This window comes from Dictyobacter vulcani (assembly GCF_008974265.1).
Taxonomy (GTDB): Bacteria; Chloroflexota; Ktedonobacteria; order Ktedonobacterales; family Ktedonobacteraceae; genus Dictyobacter; species Dictyobacter vulcani.
Genome location: NZ_BKZW01000001.1, coordinates 199642 through 218428, shown reverse-complemented (window position 1 = coordinate 218428; position 18787 = coordinate 199642). Strand labels below are relative to the sequence as shown.

Annotated in this window: 16 protein-coding genes and 1 tRNA gene; 1 reads left to right on the top strand and 16 read right to left on the bottom strand. The window is 48.0% G+C overall.

Going from position 1 to position 18787, the window contains the following annotated elements:
• Positions 1-2 precede the first annotated feature (2 nt).
• The 16 genes from KDW_RS00925 to pgmB form a co-directional block, all read right to left on the bottom strand.
• The gene (locus KDW_RS00925; RefSeq protein ID WP_151754228.1) at positions 3-1403 is read right to left on the bottom strand and encodes a protein kinase domain-containing protein; all 1401 of its coding nucleotides are present in this window, start codon (positions 1401-1403) and stop codon (positions 3-5) included.
• A 180-nt stretch (positions 1404-1583) separates the two neighbouring features.
• Positions 1584-2549 carry an LCP family protein gene (locus KDW_RS00920; RefSeq protein ID WP_151754227.1) on the bottom strand — a complete coding sequence of 322 codons (966 nt, stop codon included), beginning with the start codon at positions 2547-2549 and terminating at the stop codon, positions 1584-1586.
• Positions 2550-2608: 59 nt separating this feature from the next.
• Positions 2609-2926, bottom strand: coding sequence for a hypothetical protein (locus KDW_RS00915; RefSeq protein WP_151754226.1), 318 nt, complete (start codon positions 2924-2926; stop codon positions 2609-2611).
• Positions 2927-3280: 354 nt separating this feature from the next.
• Entirely contained in the window at positions 3281-4036 is a 756-nt protein-coding gene (locus tag KDW_RS00910) for an XdhC family protein (RefSeq protein ID WP_151754225.1), read from the bottom strand.
• A gap of 49 nt (positions 4037-4085) precedes the next feature.
• Positions 4086-4403: an XdhC family protein gene (locus KDW_RS00905; RefSeq protein WP_151754224.1), complete on the bottom strand. Its 318-nt coding sequence runs from the start codon at positions 4401-4403 to the stop codon at positions 4086-4088.
• Positions 4404-4427: 24 nt separating this feature from the next.
• Entirely contained in the window at positions 4428-5780 is a 1353-nt protein-coding gene (locus tag KDW_RS00900; protein ID WP_151754223.1) for a vWA domain-containing protein, read from the bottom strand.
• Between the two features lie 2 nt (positions 5781-5782).
• A complete protein-coding gene (locus tag KDW_RS00895) occupies positions 5783-6640 on the bottom strand; it encodes an AAA family ATPase (protein ID WP_151757264.1) in 858 nt (285 codons plus the stop codon).
• Between the two features lie 252 nt (positions 6641-6892).
• Positions 6893-7996: an aminopeptidase gene (locus KDW_RS00890; RefSeq protein ID WP_151754222.1), complete on the bottom strand. Its 1104-nt coding sequence runs from the start codon at positions 7994-7996 to the stop codon at positions 6893-6895.
• Positions 7997-8197: 201 nt separating this feature from the next.
• A complete protein-coding gene (locus tag KDW_RS00885; protein ID WP_151754221.1) occupies positions 8198-9064 on the bottom strand; it encodes an FAD binding domain-containing protein in 867 nt (288 codons plus the stop codon).
• Positions 9065-9157: 93 nt separating this feature from the next.
• Complete coding sequence (locus KDW_RS00880; protein WP_151754220.1) at positions 9158-11494, bottom strand: xanthine dehydrogenase family protein molybdopterin-binding subunit; 2337 nt, start codon at positions 11492-11494, stop codon at positions 9158-9160.
• Positions 11495-11588: 94 nt separating this feature from the next.
• On the bottom strand, positions 11589-12095 hold the full coding sequence (locus KDW_RS00875; RefSeq protein ID WP_151754219.1) for a (2Fe-2S)-binding protein: 507 nt from the start codon (positions 12093-12095) through the stop codon (positions 11589-11591).
• Positions 12096-12595: 500 nt separating this feature from the next.
• A complete protein-coding gene (locus KDW_RS00870) occupies positions 12596-13213 on the bottom strand; it encodes a hypothetical protein (protein WP_151754218.1) in 618 nt (205 codons plus the stop codon).
• Between the two features lie 235 nt (positions 13214-13448).
• Positions 13449-13832, bottom strand: a complete 384-nt coding sequence (locus KDW_RS00865) for a cupredoxin domain-containing protein (protein WP_151754217.1) — start codon at positions 13830-13832, stop codon at positions 13449-13451.
• 446 nt (positions 13833-14278) lie between these two features.
• A tRNA-Glu gene (locus KDW_RS00860) sits at positions 14279-14352 on the bottom strand.
• Between the two features lie 218 nt (positions 14353-14570).
• Positions 14571-16787, bottom strand: coding sequence for a glycoside hydrolase family 65 protein (locus tag KDW_RS00855; RefSeq protein ID WP_162004847.1), 2217 nt, complete (start codon positions 16785-16787; stop codon positions 14571-14573).
• A 61-nt stretch (positions 16788-16848) separates the two neighbouring features.
• The gene (gene pgmB, locus KDW_RS00850) at positions 16849-17496 is read right to left on the bottom strand and encodes a beta-phosphoglucomutase (protein ID WP_151754215.1); all 648 of its coding nucleotides are present in this window, start codon (positions 17494-17496) and stop codon (positions 16849-16851) included.
• Positions 17497-18056: 560 nt separating this feature from the next.
• Here pgmB and KDW_RS00845 point away from each other — a divergent pair.
• Entirely contained in the window at positions 18057-18776 is a 720-nt protein-coding gene (locus KDW_RS00845; protein ID WP_151754214.1) for a hypothetical protein, read from the top strand.
• Positions 18777-18787: the final 11 nt, after the last annotated feature.

Genomic DNA, 18787 nt, shown 5'->3' with positions numbered 1-18787 from the left:
TATCAAGCTTTTTCTTTGGGATGATCCATACCAGGAACCTCAAAGCGCAGCAGTACACTGCCAAATGCGAGCTTGGAACCATGGGTGAGTAGCTCAGGCTTTAGTGGTGTCAGAGCAAGATCATTTAAGCGTGTTTTATTGCGACTTTTTAGATCCTCAAGCGAAAAGAACGTATCTTCAAAACGAATCCGTGCATGTTGACGAGAGATGCTCATATTTGGATCAATATGGCTGAGGTCCAGATCTGGACTAACGCCACGTTTGGGATCCAGGCGTCCAATGATCATATCGCGGCGTGTAATGGCAATACGTTGAGGCAGTTCGCCTTTTTTTTCATGGCAGAGGTAAGCATATGCTCCCTGTGCATTTGGGATGGGCACGTTTAATGGTGTGGTTGGTTTTCGGGTTATTCTTATCGTTTCCACTTCAGTTGAAGGCTGTGCTTGTGGTCCGGTGATACGTTCAAGGTCTTTTTGTGCGATGGCCGCAGTCGCGCCAGTTCCGTTACCATGTTGTTCTTGAACGTCCTGATTTGACCTGGCCTTATGCACAGAATTGAGCTGTTGCTGTAATGTATCTAATGCACCCAGAAATTCGTCTGCGCTGGTAAAGCGTTGTGCTGGAGCTTTCGCCATGGCACGTTCAAGCAGTGCCTGTAGCGCAGGTGTGGCATTGTGTTTAAATTGTCGTATCTTTGGTAAGGGGGTTGTGGTCTGCAAAATACCGGTCTCAGCTGGTGTGCGTCCCACAAAGGGCAGGCGACCAGTAACCAGTGTAAAGCAAAGAATTCCTACCTGATAGATATCACTCCAGGGTCCAATAGGTTGATGCTGGATATATTCTGGTGGAGCGTAGCGAGGATCTAAGTAGCCGAGATCATCTGGACGCTGGTTTCCCTCATAGTGGAGAGCATGTAGTAGGGAGCGCAGACCGAGATCATCGATTTGTACACGGTCCTGAATCCCCAGAGTATCAACAGTAATCAACTGTGGTCGTAAATCAAGTCCAGTGCTACCTCCTGCATGAAGTGCCTGTAGACCAAGGAGCAGATGACGACACAATTCAATTGCACGTTCAAGATCAATATTCTCTGTGTCTAATACATGTTGCAATGTCAGGCCACGTGGAGGATCGGTGGCAATATAGATACGTGAGCCGTCAATACCCCAATCTAAAACACGCAGCACATGAGGCGACTGGATCTGTCGGCGTTTTTCATACGGCTTAAGCAGGGCATGAATGGCATCTAGCTGTTCCGTGGGAGGGATCTCCACAACATACAAGCCAACCACATCATTTGTATTATGGTTATAAGCTGTAGCTGTAGTGAGTAGACCGCCAGTCGTCATCTGTTGTCCAATACGGTATACTCCACCGATCAAGCGTGTGTCTCTTTGTGGCATATCTATCCCTTTCCTCACGAAAAATGTGGCGTATCATGTGATGCAACACTGCTGGCATTGTAGCACAATCCCATTTAAATGATAACCAATATCTGCGCGTCTATTTCAAGATTGCAGATGAGAACACAATGCGCGGCCACTTTTGTAGTAGTGGCCGCGCATTGTGTTCTCTCTATTGTTTTAATTGTAGAGTTTTTGTTTGATATACTCAGGGATCAATGCCCAGTTATTGCCGCGTGGAACAACGATAGATTGTCCATCGTCGGAGGTATCAATCGCCATCACATTCTCTGTATTCAGACCAATATGTGCAGTATGGGGATCATTCAGGTCCATCTTCTGTGAGAAGAGACCAAGATCAGCCAGGGACATATTGGTATGAATTGTCTTTTCCAGTGAGTCCATCGCCCCGAGGAAGCGTGGCCACACGGTGATATCGCGGATCTTGCCCAATGCTGCTTTGATGATGAGCTGCTGGCGCGCTGAACGTCCGAAATCACTTAACTCAGCCATGTTTTTGGTAGGAGTTGTGCTACACACATTCATTGGCTCACGCGCGCGCGCATAACTGATGGCAGTAGCACCATCCATGTGTTGATTGCCTTTTTCAAAGTCTACTTTAATCCAGCTGGCATCGGTAGCCGCATCATCGTTTTTAGGATAACAGGCATTAAATGAATCAGGGACATACACATCGACGCCCCCGATAGAATCGATAAATTGTTTAAAACCAGTGAAGTCGATCATCATCCAGTTTTTTACATCCATACCTGTGACCAGAGATATTTTTTTTGCCATCGCATCCGCACCAACCTGGCGATTCTCGCCATTGTTTGAAGCGGTTTGATAGACAGCATTGATTTTTGAAAATTTGCCCGAGTCTGGTGGATTCTGTACCCAGAGATCGCGTGGTATCGAGACCAGCGAGGTATGCTGGGTAGATGGGATCATACTGATCACGACCAGCGAGTCGGTCAGATTCGCGCCATCATGTTTACCTCCGCCATAGCCCATGACCAGTAGATTAGTACGGTCGCTGGTTGTCATATAGCCAGTCTTGGTGCTGGTAGGTGACTCGCTGGAGATTGCCGATCCAAAAGCGAGCACACGCTGTGTTGTAATCACACCGACAATGATCAGTACCACCAGAATCAGCAATACTGTTGTACAACCGATTTTGCGCCCATTTCTTTTCTTGCGTGGCTTTAGCGGTTGCTGAGGCGATGGTGAGCCATTGCCAAAACTGCCAGGCTGTCCAGGCCCTGATTGACCTGGCTGTTGATAGGGATATGATGAAGGCGCAGGTCCCTGGGGGCGTAGTCACGCTGTTGCTGCTGGCCCGGAAAATTTTGATTGGCCCCCGGCTGTTGTGGCCTTTGTCCGGGAGCTTGTTGGCGGTGAGGTTGTTGCTGAAAACTGCCAAGAACCAATTTTCCTTGTGATCCTTGACCCTGACCCTGTTGAGGTGGATAGGGAGGTATCGCCTCCGTATGGTCGTCCGGTCGATAGTAATTATCCGACATCTTTTATCCTTTTCTTGAAGCGTATTATGCCATAGGATGATACTACATATTTATGTTCCAGGTCTTTTGTCAGGACCAGATGATGATAAAAAAATCAATTTGAATGAATAGACTCTTACATAGAGACGAATGAAGCAATGAGAAGTTTCATATTTGAGCTCAAACACTCCTGATATCCCAACGAAGTACTACAGAATTTCATATAGCTAAAAGTGGCTATGCTATCTACTTTCTTCCTGATTATACGTATGTATTCCTGACATTGTAGAGATCCTTTTTTTTGTATAATCAGAAAGAAAGTATGAATGTGAGCTATACTATCTGACTTTTATGGGAAGTAGTATATATAATTCATTAACGCTGTTGTGGTCCGATTTTTCCGTGTCGATAAGCAACAATCTGGGTGATGATCGAGAGCGCAATCTCTTCGGGGGAGGTTGCCCCGATATCCAGTCCGATGGGGCCGTAGATGCGCTGTAACTGTTCATCGGTAAGACCTTGCATTTTTAAACGCTCACCACGTTCGGTGCTGGTTTTGCGGCTGCCAATAGCACCCACATAGCCGCCATGGCGTTCAAGCAAAACTTTAAGCGTGGGTTCATCAAATTTTGGATCATGGGTCAGGACGGCGACCGCTGTAGAAGGATAAATGGGCCGCTGGCTCAGAATCTCATCGGGCCAGGCTACAATCAGTTCATCAGCGTGCGGAAAGCGTTCCGGGGTCGCAAAGGCAGCGCGAGCATCAATGACCACTACCCGATAATTCAATGTTTTGGCAAAAGTGGTAAGTGGGATCGCGATATGGCCAGCCCCTACGATAATCAATTCAGGCGGTGGCGGAAAGCCCTCTATAAAGACCTCAATGGTGCGGGCATCTGGTTGTGCCAGACTATATTGGTGCAAGGCAGCCCCGCTGGTCCAGATGGCTTGCGTTGCATCACTGGTAACTTGCTGATCAAGTTCAGGAGAGCCTAACGTTCCATGCGTGGTGGCATCAGGATAGATCAACATCCTGGCACCAGGTTGTTCTACTCCCCTGATAACTGTCGCAATAGCAATCCCATGTTCTTGCTCAAGCCTGTTTTTTAATTCTTCATAGAGGCCGCTCATCGTCCCCTCCTGCTCTTTCTCGTTATTTATAATTTATTGCTTTTGCCTGCTACCAATCCAGGCGTTCTACGAAGACCTGAATGGTGCCCCCGCAGGCCAGGCCAATCTTCTCGATATTATCAGCTTCACTGATGCCAAATTCTAGCAACTGTGGCTGGCCATTTTTAATGACTTCCATTGCCGCCTGAACCACGGCCGGTTCTACACAACCGCCACTCACCGAGCCACTCAACTCGCCTTTTTCACTGACCGCGAGTTTAGCTCCTGGCTGGCGCGGGGCGGACCCTACCATGCTGACAACCGTAGCAATAGCGACCTGGTCACCCTGGGAACGCCATTTTTCAATATCAGGAAGGACATCGCGCATAGTATCTTCTCCATTTTCTTGTGATCAAGGACGCTTTGTTCTGTTGCTCCAGGCGCTGACCGCTTTACGCCGAGCCGACGTGCTTCTATTGGGGCGGCTATCATCGATATTGGATAAGAGATGACCCAGACTAATCAGGCTGTCCAGATTATGTGAGGGTACGAAATCATCAATAAAAGGTAGAGATGTCTTCATACCGATGGTCAGGGGACGATAGTCGGGTGAACCGAGCAAAGGATTAAGCCAGATCAGGCGATGGCAACTATGTTGTAAGCGATCCATTTCAACGCGTAAGGTATCTGCATCACCTCTATCCCAGCCATCACTGATAATCAGGACAACTGCCCCACGGCCGAGAACGCGTCTGGCCCAATGATAGTTGAAATAGTGCAGTGCATCGCCAATGCGGGTACCACCTGACCAATCCTGTACGGATTTTGAAACGTCACGTACGGCATCATCAACATCGCGTCTTTTGAGTTGACGGGTGATGCGTGTCAGGCGTGTACCAAAGACAAAGGTTTCAACATTAAGTAAGCCATTAGAAATGGTATGGATAAAGTGTAGCAGCAGGCGCGAGTAGAGACTCATCGAGCCACTGATATCACAGATAATCACCAGCGGACGTGGCTTTTGCTTGATTTCGCGCCATGTCAGCTCGATCATCTCGGCACCATACTTCAGATTATGTCTGACCATCCTGCGCATATCAGGATACGAGCCGCTACGTGCTGGTGCCTTGCGACGTGTAGAGCGCTGGCCCAGGTTCCAATGCATCTCGGCCATCAAGCGTTTGGCTTCCTGCACCTCTTCCCAGGTAAAGTTTTCAAAATCTTTTTTGCGTAGCTGCTCAATGGCACTATAAGCGGTTCCCTGCGGATCTCCCTGATCGTTCTCGGAATCGCCTATGTCTTCTTCGGCGGTTTGTTTTCGCTCAGTGGGTCGCATCTCACCCCGTAACTCTTTGCGCGACTCACTCGTCTTTAAATGCTCTGCCAGACGCTTACGCTCGGAAGGTGGCAGACGCATCTGCCGTTCCTCACGTTTCATCCCCTTATCATTGGCATTCTCACCCTTTTTATCAACCTTGCTACGCATTGACCAGAAATAATAAAACATCTGCTCAAAAATTGGCTCTTGCTCATGACGCGTAATCAGGCTACATTTCAGGGTATGATAGAAATCCTCTTGATTGGTGATATCGATCGCATTGAGCGTTTCGGCCACATCCAGCAACTGATGAGGACCCACATTGATGCCCGATTCCCAGAGCAGGCGGCCAAACTCGGTTAAGCGATAGAGCAGCCGTTCGCCATGCTCAACCTCTCTGGCACTCAATGTCAGTTGTTCCTGATCCTCTGGTGGTTGTGCATTCATGGCTAGGAGGCTCCTCGCAACTTCTGGATAATTTTACCAATATCAAGTCCACCAATTTTTAACAGATCATCCTGGTATTTGAGCAATGCTCCTAGCGAATCCCGGACGGCACCTTCGGTCAGTTCTTGTTGATCCAGTGCCAGCAGCGAGCTCATCCAATCCAGTGTCTCTGAGATACCAGGTGCTTTATAGAGTTCCAGGCTGCGTAACTCATGGACGAACTTTGTGACCTGTTGTGAGAGGCGCTCAGGAGCCTCAGGCATGCGGGTCAGGATGATTTGGTATTCTTTCTCCAGGGTCGGGTAATCGATCCAATAATAAAGACAACGGCGACGCAGCGCATCGTGGATCTCGCGGGTCCGGTTGGAAGTGATAATCACAAAAGGAGGTTCTTTAGCCTGGATCGTCCCAATTTCAGGAATCGTAATTTGAAAATCCGACAGGAGTTCGAGGAGATAGGCCTCAAATTCCTCATCACTGCGATCCAACTCATCGATCAGCAGAACTGGTGGCGTGGTATTGTTGGGATCAATGGCCTGCAACAAAGGGCGCTGCATCAGAAAATCGGGGCCAAAGATCTCTTTCATCTCATCCTGTCGATTGACTTCAGATGCTTCTAGCATTCGAATATGCAGCATCTGTCGTGTATAATTCCATTCATAGACAGCTGTATTGACATCGATGCCTTCATAGCACTGCAGGCGAATCAAACGTGTATTCAAGAGCGCAGAGAGCACTTTGGCAATTTCAGTCTTACCAACTCCAGGTTCACCTTCTAATAACAGCGGCTTACGTCTTTTCAGGGACAGAAAAACAGCCGTAGCCAGACTGCGATCTGCGATATAGTGTTGACTGAACATCGCTTGCTGTACATCTTCAATTGTGGCAAATTTGTTCAATTGGCTAAACTGTGCCTGCTCCAACGTAAGCCTCCAGGTAAATACTAATCGTGTCCATACAATAGTCGAAAGATTTATCTCTTATTCTACGCTATCTGGCAGGCAACAACAAAGTATTGATTGCTGCCAATGCCAGATCAGTAGAAAAAAAGCTCAAAGTTTTTTGTGCTATGGAGCCAAAAAAAGCGTTTTCTCGTATAGAACAGAGGAAAGCTACACCAGCACTTTTCCATTTTTGAGGAAGAGCGTATCATCAATCCAGACTTCACCGGCTGTACGTAAATCACAGATCATGTCCCAGTGTAGTGCTGATTGATTGACGCCACCAGTCTCAGGATAGCTGGAACCCAGGGCCATGTGAACGGTACCACCCATTTTTTCATCAAAGAGGATCTGTTTGGTGGCATGGGTGACGCGCATATTATTGCCGAAAGCAAATTCTCCCAGATAGCGAGCACCTGCGTCGAGGTTCAGCATTTGCTGCAGATAATCATTACCCTGACGGGCGCTAGCCTCTACGACTTTTCCTTCATGGAATACCAGGCGTACCCCCTCAACTGCGCGACCATCATAACTGGCTGGAATATCGAATTGTACCACGCCTTCCGCGCTGTTCTCAATTGGTCCGGTGAAGAACTCTCCGCTTGGGAAGTTGCGTTTACCATCACTATTGATGAATATACGATCGGCAATAGAGAGTTTTAGATCAGTACCTTCTCCCAAAACATGGACGTTCTTTTTGCCTACCAGCCAATCCACAAAATGTTGTTGTTTTCTGGAAAGTTCTTGCCAGCTAGCAATCGGATCAGGATCATTGAGGAAGCAGACATCAAAGACAAATTCTTCAAATTCTTTGAGGGACATATTGGCTTCCTGGGCATAACCTGTGGTGGGATAGAGAGTACCACACCAGCGAAAATCACCGGCGCGCTCACGTTTCCAGAACTTTGATGCAACGGCATGACTTGCCTGGCGCAATTTCGCGCCTCGATCCGGTGGAATATTGCTGAGTGCTTTGGGATTACTGCTAGATTGAATACTCAGGCGGGCATTGGCTTTTTCTGCCAGTGTAAGGGCTACGGGGGAGGGCATGGTAAGCTGGCTATCATTACCTTCACGTAGCAGAATTTCGTTTAATTCATCCAACGCAATTACTGGTACCGGGTGAGCACCAACATTCAGTGCCTCACGATAGACCGCTTCGATCAAGGGAGCGGCCAGAGGCGTTGCGTGAATGGAAAGGATCTCTCCAGGTTTGAGATAGAGACAATAGTGGACCAGTGCATGTGCCCAGCGTTCAATACGGATATCGTTCATAGCGCAAGCATTTCTTTCTAGTTGCTGTCGATAATAGCAGATAGACTGCTTTCATTCTACGATTTTTTGTACAACCAGCGTGTTACTAACTGTTTATAGAGCTATGGGAAACGAAGTCCCACATGATAGTGGTAGTAGATACCTATCATGTGGGAACCAGACTTACTCAACATCACTCCGTGCTGTCGCGCGAAGCAGTTTTTAGATACGTTCGAGTGCGCGCATGATGGCGCGGCGGGCAACTACAGCAGCCATCTTACGACGATATTCCTCGGAACCATGAATGTCGACGATCATATCTTCACCATCAGTCGCATGGCTAACGGCTTCGGCAATTACCGTCTCACTGAGTTGTTTGCCAACCAGAGCATTTTCAACCGCTCTGGCGCGAATCGTACGAACTGTTGCTCCTGTGATCGCGATACTGGCTGCTGAACAGCTACCATCCTGTCCTCTGGTAATCACAGCGGCACAGCCAGCGATAGCATAGTGTGAAGCCTTGTTGGCCAGTTTATCATAGGCTGATCCAGTGCTGCCCGTTGCTTTAGGGAGACGGAACTCGATCAGAATCTCATCAGGTGCCAGAGCGGTTGTAAAGGTATCGACAAAGAAATCATCAGCTGGAATTGTGCGTTTTCCCTGTGGACCCTGAACCACGATTTCAGCCTTGAGAGCCAGCACTACGCCAGGCAGATCGGCTGCTGGATCTGAGTGCGCGATACTCCCACCAATGGTGCCGCGATTGCGCACCTGCTGATCACCAACCATCGATGTCGCTTCAGGCAGAAGTGGGAAATGTTTGCGCAACAGGTCAGACTGCTCAATCTGGACATAGGTAGTCAGCCCACCGATGACAATATGGTCCTGTTCCTCTCGAATGTAGGAGAGACTACTGATCTTACCGATATCGATGAGATGTTCTGGTTGGGACAGGCGCAATTTCATGGCAGGAATCAGACTATGGCCACCGGCCAGTAGTTTGGCTTCATCGCCATATTGTTGTAAAAGTGCAATCGCCTCGTCCACCGATGTAGCGGGATGATAATCGAATGCTGCTGGTACAGACATACTTTTTTCCTCTCTTCTCCTCTTTACCGTTTCTTCCCTGGCAGTTGTACGCAATAATCCATGCCCATTGCGTACAACTGTGTGCGGTTGAGTCTATTGCTTGTGGATAATCCGCCACAATTTCTCAGACTTGAGTGGCATATCGATATGGGCGACGCCCAATGCATCGGCAATAGCAGCGGCTACTGCTGGCGTTGAGCCAATAGTGCCAGCCTCGCCAACGCCTTTGACCCCCAATGGATTGACATTTGTTGGTGTGACGGTATGACCAAGCTCAAAATGTGGCAACTCAGGCGCGATCGGCATGGCATAGTCCATAAACGTCGACGTCAGCAGTTGTCCGTCTTCATTATAAACTACTTCTTCATACATCGCTTGCCCGACGCCTTGCGCGATACCACCATGGACCTGCCCGGCAACGATAAGAGGATTAAGTTGTTTGCCGCAGTCATCGACCGCGACATAGCGGGTAATCTCTGGCTCTCCCGTATCCTGATCTACCTCGACAACGCAGATGTGGGTGCCGAACGGGAAGGTACAGGCTTCAGGTTCAAAGAAAACGGTCGTCTCTAAACCCGGCTCGATGCCAGGAGGCAACGTGTTTGAGGTATTGGCCGCCGCCGCCACCTTCTTAAAGGGGACCGATTTTTGTGGTGAGCCTGCCACGGTGAATTTTTCATCCTCCAACTCGATATCAGAGGCGCTGGCTTCAAGCATAGAGGCGGCAATGGTCTTCATTTTCTCTTTCAGGCGCTCTGTAGCTTGAAAGACTGCTGAACCGCCCACTGAAGTTGTACGACTGCCATACGTGCCACGGCCCTCGGGCGTTGAATCGGTATCACCATGCAAGACCAGCACTTTTTCCTGTGGAATACTCAACGCATTGCCCACAATTTGCGCAAACGTCGTTTCTTCGCCCTGTCCATGTGGGGATGTGCCGGTATAGACGATGACGGTTCCCGACTGTTCAATACGCACACGAGCACTCTCATACAAGCCAAACGGTGTGGTTCCTTTGGGTCCAATGCCGCACATTTCAACATACGAGGATATGCCAATTCCCATCAACTTGCCCTGGGCGCGTTTTTGCTTTTGTTCCTCACGTAGTTTGTCATATGCAATTATATCCAGTGCTTTTTCCAGTGCGGCTCCGTAGTTGCCGCTATCGTAGAGGGCTCCCGTTGCCATCGTATGGGGAAACTGTTCTGGTTGGACAAAATTGAGCAGGCGTATCTCGGCAGGGTCGCGCTTGAGTTCGTTAGCGATGACATCCATGGCGCGCTCAACCATATAGGTTGCTTCGGGCCGGCCAGCGCCGCGATAGGCATCGGTAGGGGCTTTATTAGTAAAGACCGTATCACAGCTACTGTAGATATTCGGAATATCATAGCAGCCGCTGAGCATAGGGAGCGTAAAGGCAATGGCGATAACATCGGTAAAGAACTGTAGATATGAGCCCATATCTGAGATAACATGGAACTTGAGTCCTACCACCTTGCCATCTCTGGTGGCGGCCGCTTCCAGATAATTTACCTGATCACGGCCATGAATGGTGGCCGCCAGATTCTCATCCCGATCCTCAATCCATTTTACCGGTCGTCCGGTTTTCATAGCTGCGAAAGAGGCCAGCGCCTCCTCTGGATAAATATTAAGCTTACAACCAAAGCCACCGCCAACTTCGGGAACAATCACGCGTACCTGATTTTGCTCCAGTCCCAGTTGTATTGCCAGATAGTTGCGCAGGAGGTGAGGAATCTGAGAAGAACTCCATAGACTCAGGGCTTTGTCCGATTTGCGATACTCAGCTACGACACCACGTGTCTCCATTGGAGATGGAGCCAGGCGTTGATTGACGAAGCGTTCTTTTACAATCACACCACCATTAGCGACCGTGTCAGCAAAAATCTTATCGATCTGCTCAGAGGAAGGATGCATGGAGGTGGCGACATTCGTTTTGAATTCTTCATACAGGATTGGTGAGTCAGGCTGCATCGCTTTCTCGACATCGATAGCCACTGGCAATGGCTCATAATCGACATCGATAAGATCCAGTGCATCGCGAGCAATATAGCGATTTTCCGCAATCACAATCGCCACTGGATCTCCATAAAAGCGAACTTTTTCCTCGGCCAGGGGAAGGCGTCGACCCATACCACTTGTAATGTGTGGGGGTAAAGGAGCGGCCACAGGAATATTGCCGACCGTCCCTTTAATATCTTGCGCAGTATAGACAGCGACCACACCAGGGAGCTGGCGGGCGGCGTCTGTGTTGATAGTATTAATCCGGGCATGTCCGTAAGGGCTACGGAGCACCGTCATATGGAGCATACCAAGGAGTTTAATATCATCGACATAGGTCGCTTGACCAGTGATCAAGCGCGGATCCTCACGCCTCTTAACAGGCGTACCAAGCATAGCTGCAATGCCCATGAGTGTACATATCCTTTCTCGTACGTTGAGAAATGAAACATATCCATACACAACACTGGTTTGAGAGCATCCTTGCGCAGAAATGGCTTAAGCGCTAATCTCCAGCCGGGACAGGTGTTTCTGCACTGGTGCTCATACGCTCTGAGGCATCCTGTACGGCTTTCACAATATTTTGATAGCCAGTACAACGGCAGATATTTCCTTCTAAGCCTCGGCGAATCTCTGTTTCCGTTGGATGGGGATTATTTTTGAGCAGTTGATAGGAAGCCATAATCATACCTGGTGTGCAGAAACCACATTGGAGTCCATGTTTTTCCCAGAAGCCTTCCTGAATGGGATGGAGGCCGCCTTCAGGAGCCAGACCTTCGATCGTCAGCACTTCACCGCCGTCTGCCTGAACGGCCAGCACGGTACACGATTTGATGGCCTCTCCATTGAGCATAACCACGCAGGCGCCACATTGTGAGGTGTTACAGCCAATATGGGTTCCAGTCAGATCCAACACTTCACGTAAATAATGAACCAGCAACATGCGAGGCTCTACCTCAGTCTGATGTTGTTGTCCATTGACGGTGACTGTGATTGAACGCTTCGTTGTCATTGATAGTACCTTTACCTCTGCTAATCACGCTGCCTTCCATTGCTGTCGAAAAGGTCATATGCGCGATACGTCTATGCAACCAATGTACAAAAGATTCTGCTGTGTTACTTGTGAGGAAAATATGCCGGGTTACTCTTCCTTTTAGTGTACGCCACTTCTCGAAATCGGCCAGACTCCTTTCATTTAAGCGGAAGGAGGTGAAAATTGTAGAGACCTACAGATAGTCGCAGGTGGATACGCATTTGCCTTGATCTATTTTTCTGTAGGATGGAGCGGACACACATACTGTCCCTGTCCCGCTACGGCCCTCCTTTGAGACGTCCAGAACCAGAAATGGAATTGTATAACGTGAAGAGCGTAGCACACGCGAGGTTACATTGTCAATGTAAAAAGACGAGAGGGCTTTACGGCCACACTCGTCTTTTCGATCAACTATTGATCAGGCTTCACTATCATATTGTTGAGGATTCCCCTGGCACTGATGGATTTCCGCTAGCGCTTTAATTGCCAGGTTTTTTGCCGGGTTTGCCCCCGCCCCCTCCTGGCATTATTATCGGACCTTTGGGTTTCGCGCCATTGATCAGCACAAAAGATTGAGGACGTTTATCATCCACTGCACAGCTTACGTTGCCTGAAGAGAAGGTTGCCGTAATCAATGAAAGGTGGTAAACCGCGGCTGCGTGACCGAGCATGGGTACTGATGCTACCGCCAGGCCATCACTGCCTGTTGTGCCATACGCGGTATATGCTGTCCCATCGCCCCAGTGGACCGTAAAGGTTACCCCGGCCTGGGCAATACCCTGTGGGTTACCATCTTTATTTAAGGTGAACTTGGCATAAAGAGGGATGACTCCGCCGGCACTAAAATTAGGAGAAGCATTTTCCAGCCAGACACCACACGATTGGGGGGGAATAGCGGGAGTGGGGCTGGCCTTCGAGCCATTTAAATTAATCGTTGCAACTGGCTGAGGCGCATCGGCCGCATTGGTTGTATCGCTGTTTGCCCCGCAGGCGACAATCATCGTGCTGAGCAAAAGCAACAATAAAATAGACCCACATTTGAGCGAGAATGAGATGGGAGATACTTTTATGTTAGCTGTTGTTAGTTTTTGTTGCATAAATCTACTATCACCCTCGTTGATTTCACTGTATTGTTGGGTAGTATAGCACACCTTTCGGCAGGGACCGTAAAATTGTGCAACGTCTGCCATGAAAGTACTATTACTTTCTATGTAGCAGGATGCATCAGCGTAGTGAGCAAAAGTTTTACGAGGAAGTAAAAAGAAAAACGCACGGAGTTCAGAGATATGCGCGCCAGATCTCAGTGCTCCGTGCATCAGATATGAAGGTTAGTTACTTAACTACGACCGTGAGATTCATGCCACCATGGATGGTACAATAAAGCTCAAATGTGCCAGCAGTGTTAAATGGTCCAACCGATTGTTTATCGCCACCTGCGAAAGTCAAATTAACATCGGGAGCCCCAGCTTCCTTTGTTGAGTCAGCTTTAGAACCTTTCCAGGTACCATTTTTAATAATATGTGATGCTGCTACATCATCAATGATGTCAAGCTTCTGACCTTTGGGAACCTCAACCTTTGTCTGGATGAAAGTTGCCGCACCCATATGAGCGGACACGTTTTTAGGAATAGTGTTCGCGTCAATAACTCTACAGGCAGAGAATAAAACGGTCATAAGAGAGAGAGCTAAAAGTCCAAATAGGATCTTTTTATTCATAGTACTCCTTGGAGTCCTCCTTGAGAATTCTGTTCGTCTCCATCAGATCTAATAATGACAAGGATATCCTGTCTGGGGACACTCCTACTATAGCAAAATGTCGTCAATATGGCAAAGCTATTCGCAAGAAATTTCGAAAAGGCTGGCTATCCTCTGGCTGATTGAACCGATATTTGTTTAGTGTTGCGTATTTCGCAAGCATTTTGCTGTTTTTGGTTCTGCTTTTAACCACAGCGCTGGTCAAATCTTCTCCTTTTATCTATAGCAAATTATTGCTAATTCGACAAGAGTAAATCTCTTTCAGGCTGCTTGCGAGGCCCGAAAAGGCACTGTTAGAGAAGAAGAAATAGATTTCTTGTAGTCATAGAAGATGGCCAGACTGCATCAACTTCTCTATAGCAAAAAAACAAGCAAGAACATGTACAATTCCTGCTTGTTTCATTGGATAGCGCATACGGGATTCGAACCCGTGATCTCCGCCTTGAGAGGGCGATGTCCTGAACCGCTAGACGAATGCGCCTTGCTGTCTATGATCAGGTGCACTCAGCTATTTTTGCTGGCTGCGTATTGACCACGCGACATATAATAACCCATCTTTGGGTATTTGTCAAGGTTTTTTTATTGAGTTATTAAGCGTGATCAAGCTTTGAATATGGATATTTCTGAGTGACAGTACAAGATGCAGGAAGAGATACCCACTCTTCCTGCATCTTGTACTGTGTTATATGCTGGGAAAGATTAACGGTGCAGATCGACTTTGACTGTCTCTCCTTTGTGTTTGAATTGGAAGGCCAGGCGTTGCCAGTTGTCGGGCCAGTGTGGCTCGGTACTGTAGCCTGTTTCTGTGACGCGCAGTCCTGCAAAGCCAAAGACCACGGCTTGCCAGACAGCGCCAGAGCACGCGGCATGGATACCTTCGGGTGTATTGCCACGGAGGTTTTCGATGTCTACCAGGGCACCTTTCATAAACATCCGGTAAGCTTCTTCGGTATGGCCGAGTTCATTGCCCAGGATGGCGTGGAGGGCGGGTGTCAATGAGGAACCATAGTCATGGTCAGTAATCGGGAAGTAGTAATCCCAGTTGACTTTTTTGGTGTTTTCATCGGTTTCCTGGCGTAGCATGGTCAGCATCATTAACACATCTGCTTGCTTGATGAGTTGATATTTCTGTACCTCGCTAATACCCAGGATACCCTGATAGGAATCTTTACGACCTTTATATTTGCTCTGGTCAAAGGTTGGAAGTTTGAAGAAGCCATCGAATTGTTCGATCAAGCCAGTGTGAGCATCTTGAGGCACATAGAGATGTTCCTGTACATCTTGCATATGCATTAAGCGCTCATCAGTGAGATTCAATTGCTCCGTCAACGCATTTGCTTTAGCGGGTGCGGCAGTTTTCAGCCATTTCAGCGTGCTCAGGGCTGTCTGAATATTGCGCTTGGCCATGATGTTCGTATGAGCGTTGTTATTGACGTGCTCATGCCATTCATCGGGACCAATAACATCCGAGATGGTGTAGTTATGATGATGCTCATTCTTCTCAGCTCGACTGTCCCAGAAGAGGGCAGTACTCAGCAGCAACTCGGCTCCATAGTCCCGCATAAAGGCATCATCGCCAGTAACCCGCCAGTATTCCCAGGTCGCGTAGGCTATACTTGAGGTAATGTGCAATTCGATAAAACCGTTGAGGACTGGCATGACCTCACCCGTCTCGGGATGGACGATCGATGGTGGTGTCGTCTCTTCACCATTAAGCGTACTTTCCCAGGGGAATTGTGCCCCGTCATAACCGTTGCTGGCAGCCTTTTTGCGGGCAGCGGCTAGCAGGTGATAGCGATAGAGCAAAAGATCACGAGCAATGTCTGGCAGCACATATGTGAAGAAGGGCAGCATAAAGATCTCAGTATCATGGAAGACGTGTCCACGATAGCCAAAGCCAGTCATACCCTTGGCGGCAATACTATAGCGGCTATCGTGAGCTGAGACATTGATGCGCAACTGATAGATATTATAGCGTACACCTACCTGTGCTTTATTGTCGCCTTCAATAACGACATCTGCTTGTTGCCAGTACTGTTCCCAGGCAGCTTTTTGTTGCTGAAATTGATCATCAAAAACAAGGACCGTGTGTGCCGAGCCAGCAGTTGCCTCAGCGGCGGTATGCAGAAGCTTCTGGTGATGATCGAGGGTTGCCTGTAATGGTTCGTCTCCATCACGTGAGGTATACATCATCACCACTTTTTCCGCAGTAATCGTCGCTCCAGGAGCCAATGAGCCAGTCAGGCGAATACTTGGTTCAGTATCACCATCAACAAATTCTTTACGTAACTCGCTATCACCAGAATTAAAGCTCATACTCTGTGCCAGGGTCACCTGTGTTTTTTTCGTGCGGCTCTCCAGCCAGAGCAAATCAGAAGTATGGCCCTGGTCAAGGGTATCCCAGTGCATAACATCATAATTACCACGAGCGGCATTAAAGTTAGCACGCAAAGAAACATCAACGGCTTGATCTTTTGGCGCTTCATCGAGCGTGACGCTATAGCGAATCATACCCAGATGTTCGTCGGCCAGACTGGCAAAGCGCTCACTGTTGATCCGCACCTTGATGCCAGAAGGGCTCTCCCATTGTACAGTGCGTATGAGCAAGCCAGTCTGAATATCGAGTGTGCGTGTATATGATAACAGCTTTCCTTTATCAAGCCGGAAACGTTCGCCATTGACAAACAACTGGATACCAACCCAGTCTGGCGCGTTTGCAAGCTCTTCTTTGGCGATTGGAATTGCATCAAACACACCAAAGAGCAGTGTCGCCGGTGTTCCGTGCGGATAGCCCTCCTCGAAGGTTCCGCGTGTACAGAAGTAGCCGTTACCAACAGTAAATACAGTCTCCTGGCTCTGCATCTGCTTGAGATTGGTACTCAATGACTCTTCGCTTATTTGCCAGAGATTTCCCACTTCGCATCCTCCATGCTTGTTTTTGTGTGAAAACACAAAAGAACGCCCCATCAGGCGCTCATTAATCTGCCAATATATCCCGTAGACGAACATTTTCCATGGTTGGTACCACTTTATCAGCGCGTTTAAAGCGCTCTTTAGGACCAACGCCCAGCGCATACATCCCTGCTGTTTTAATCGCTTCGACACCGGCATCAGCATCCTCCACACCAATGCAATCAATAACCGACGTTCCTACCAGTCCAGCGGCAAAAACAAAAATATCGGGGGCCGGTTTGCCATTGACGACACTATTGCCATCTGCAATACCGTCAAAGAGATCAATAATTTGTAATCGTTCCAGTACGATGCGGCAATTTTTGCTAGCGGAAGCAACCGCGCTTTTCAAGCCAGCCTGGCGAATCTCCTGTAGCAACTCTTTGCCACCTGGCACAACCTCGCTCGGGCTCATTTTCTCAATGAGTTTGTTGTAGTAGTCATTTTTGCGCTTCATCATATCCTGAATCTGTTCTTCGCTGTAATTACGACCGCGAATAATATACATCAGGGAATCGCGTCTGCCCACGCCACGCAGGTGGGCGTCATTCTCCTCCTTTGTTAAAGGAATGCCCTCTTCATCGGCCAATTGTTTCCAGGCCTGGTAATGATATTCCGACGTATCAGTGAGAACTCCATCCAGGTCGAACAAGATCGCTTTTGCTTTTGGCATACATGCTTCCTCTCGCGCTAAAAAAGTAAAATGGCCTCAACAGGCCTTTTGGTTATAGTCCCTAGTTTATAAACGATGATCATGCTGAAATGTTGACAACGTAGCCCTCAAAAGAGGCATAATTCTTATATGCATCAAAATGTCAGCATATGGTGAACGGGTGTAAGTATATCGTACTCTGATAATTGCGGTCTAGCATTCAAAGATATACGTGACGTTGCCTGACAGGTTGCATCCTCTCGGGGTAACTGATCGGTTGACACGTGTTGCGTTCTGGTGATTTTGTGAGCCGCAAGTGAGCAACGTTCACTCTGCATTTTTCAGGAAAAGATTGGTTGCTCTGATTAGAAAATTATAAGGTGGCTACGTTTATAGAAGTAAAGGATTTATTCTAGCGGATGGGAAACTAGCGCGTAGCGAGCGTTATCGTGAAATGAGAAAAATTCCTATCGGGAATGACTTGAACTGAAAAAAGTGTCCGGGTCGTATAGTATTAAGAAGATGTCTGCTTGAGCTCATTGAGATGTTTCTCAACACCATCCGAAAGGCTGAGGATTTTTATGAATACACCGATACAGGTTGGGCCGCCGCAATTATTCTTGTTTTTGATTGCTGTAATTGGTATTGCACTCCTCATTTCATCACTCATGGGATTAATGAGTGGCCAGCGAGAAATGGAGTTATTTGAAGATGAAGATGGTCGGCAGTATAAACGCTGGCGTAAGCATCGCCGTAGATTCCGTTGGAAACGAGGCACTGGTGGCGTCTTGATGCTGATCCTGGCCCTCTTTCTGCTCTGGCTTACTTTTTCGATTCAAAGTTACCTGGGATTAACCAACGACGTTAAAGTCGCGCAGGTACATGCGCAAACATTTGAAAATGATCCACAGCATATGAGTGTTTCATTAACAACACTGGATAATAATGGTAAGCCGATTGCAAGTAAAGTCTATAGTATGAATGGTGATCGCTGGCAATTAGAATGCACAATGGTGAAATTTCCGTCCTGGATGAATATCTTTGGCATCCATTCCAGTTATAAACTTACGCGCCTGGAAGGCACCTACAGTGATCCAAATCTGGAAAGCACTTCCAAACATACAGTCGTTACGCTGAATGGTGGTGACGGAGATTTTTTCAAGACGGTCTACAAGCAAGCCTGGACCTCTCCTTTTGTCGATGCTGCCTATGGTAACGCCGTTTTTCAGCCTGCTGATAGCCAGACCTATGATGTCTATGTCTCACAAACTGGCCTGTATGCTAAGCCGGCAGGTAAATAAGCTGTTATTGT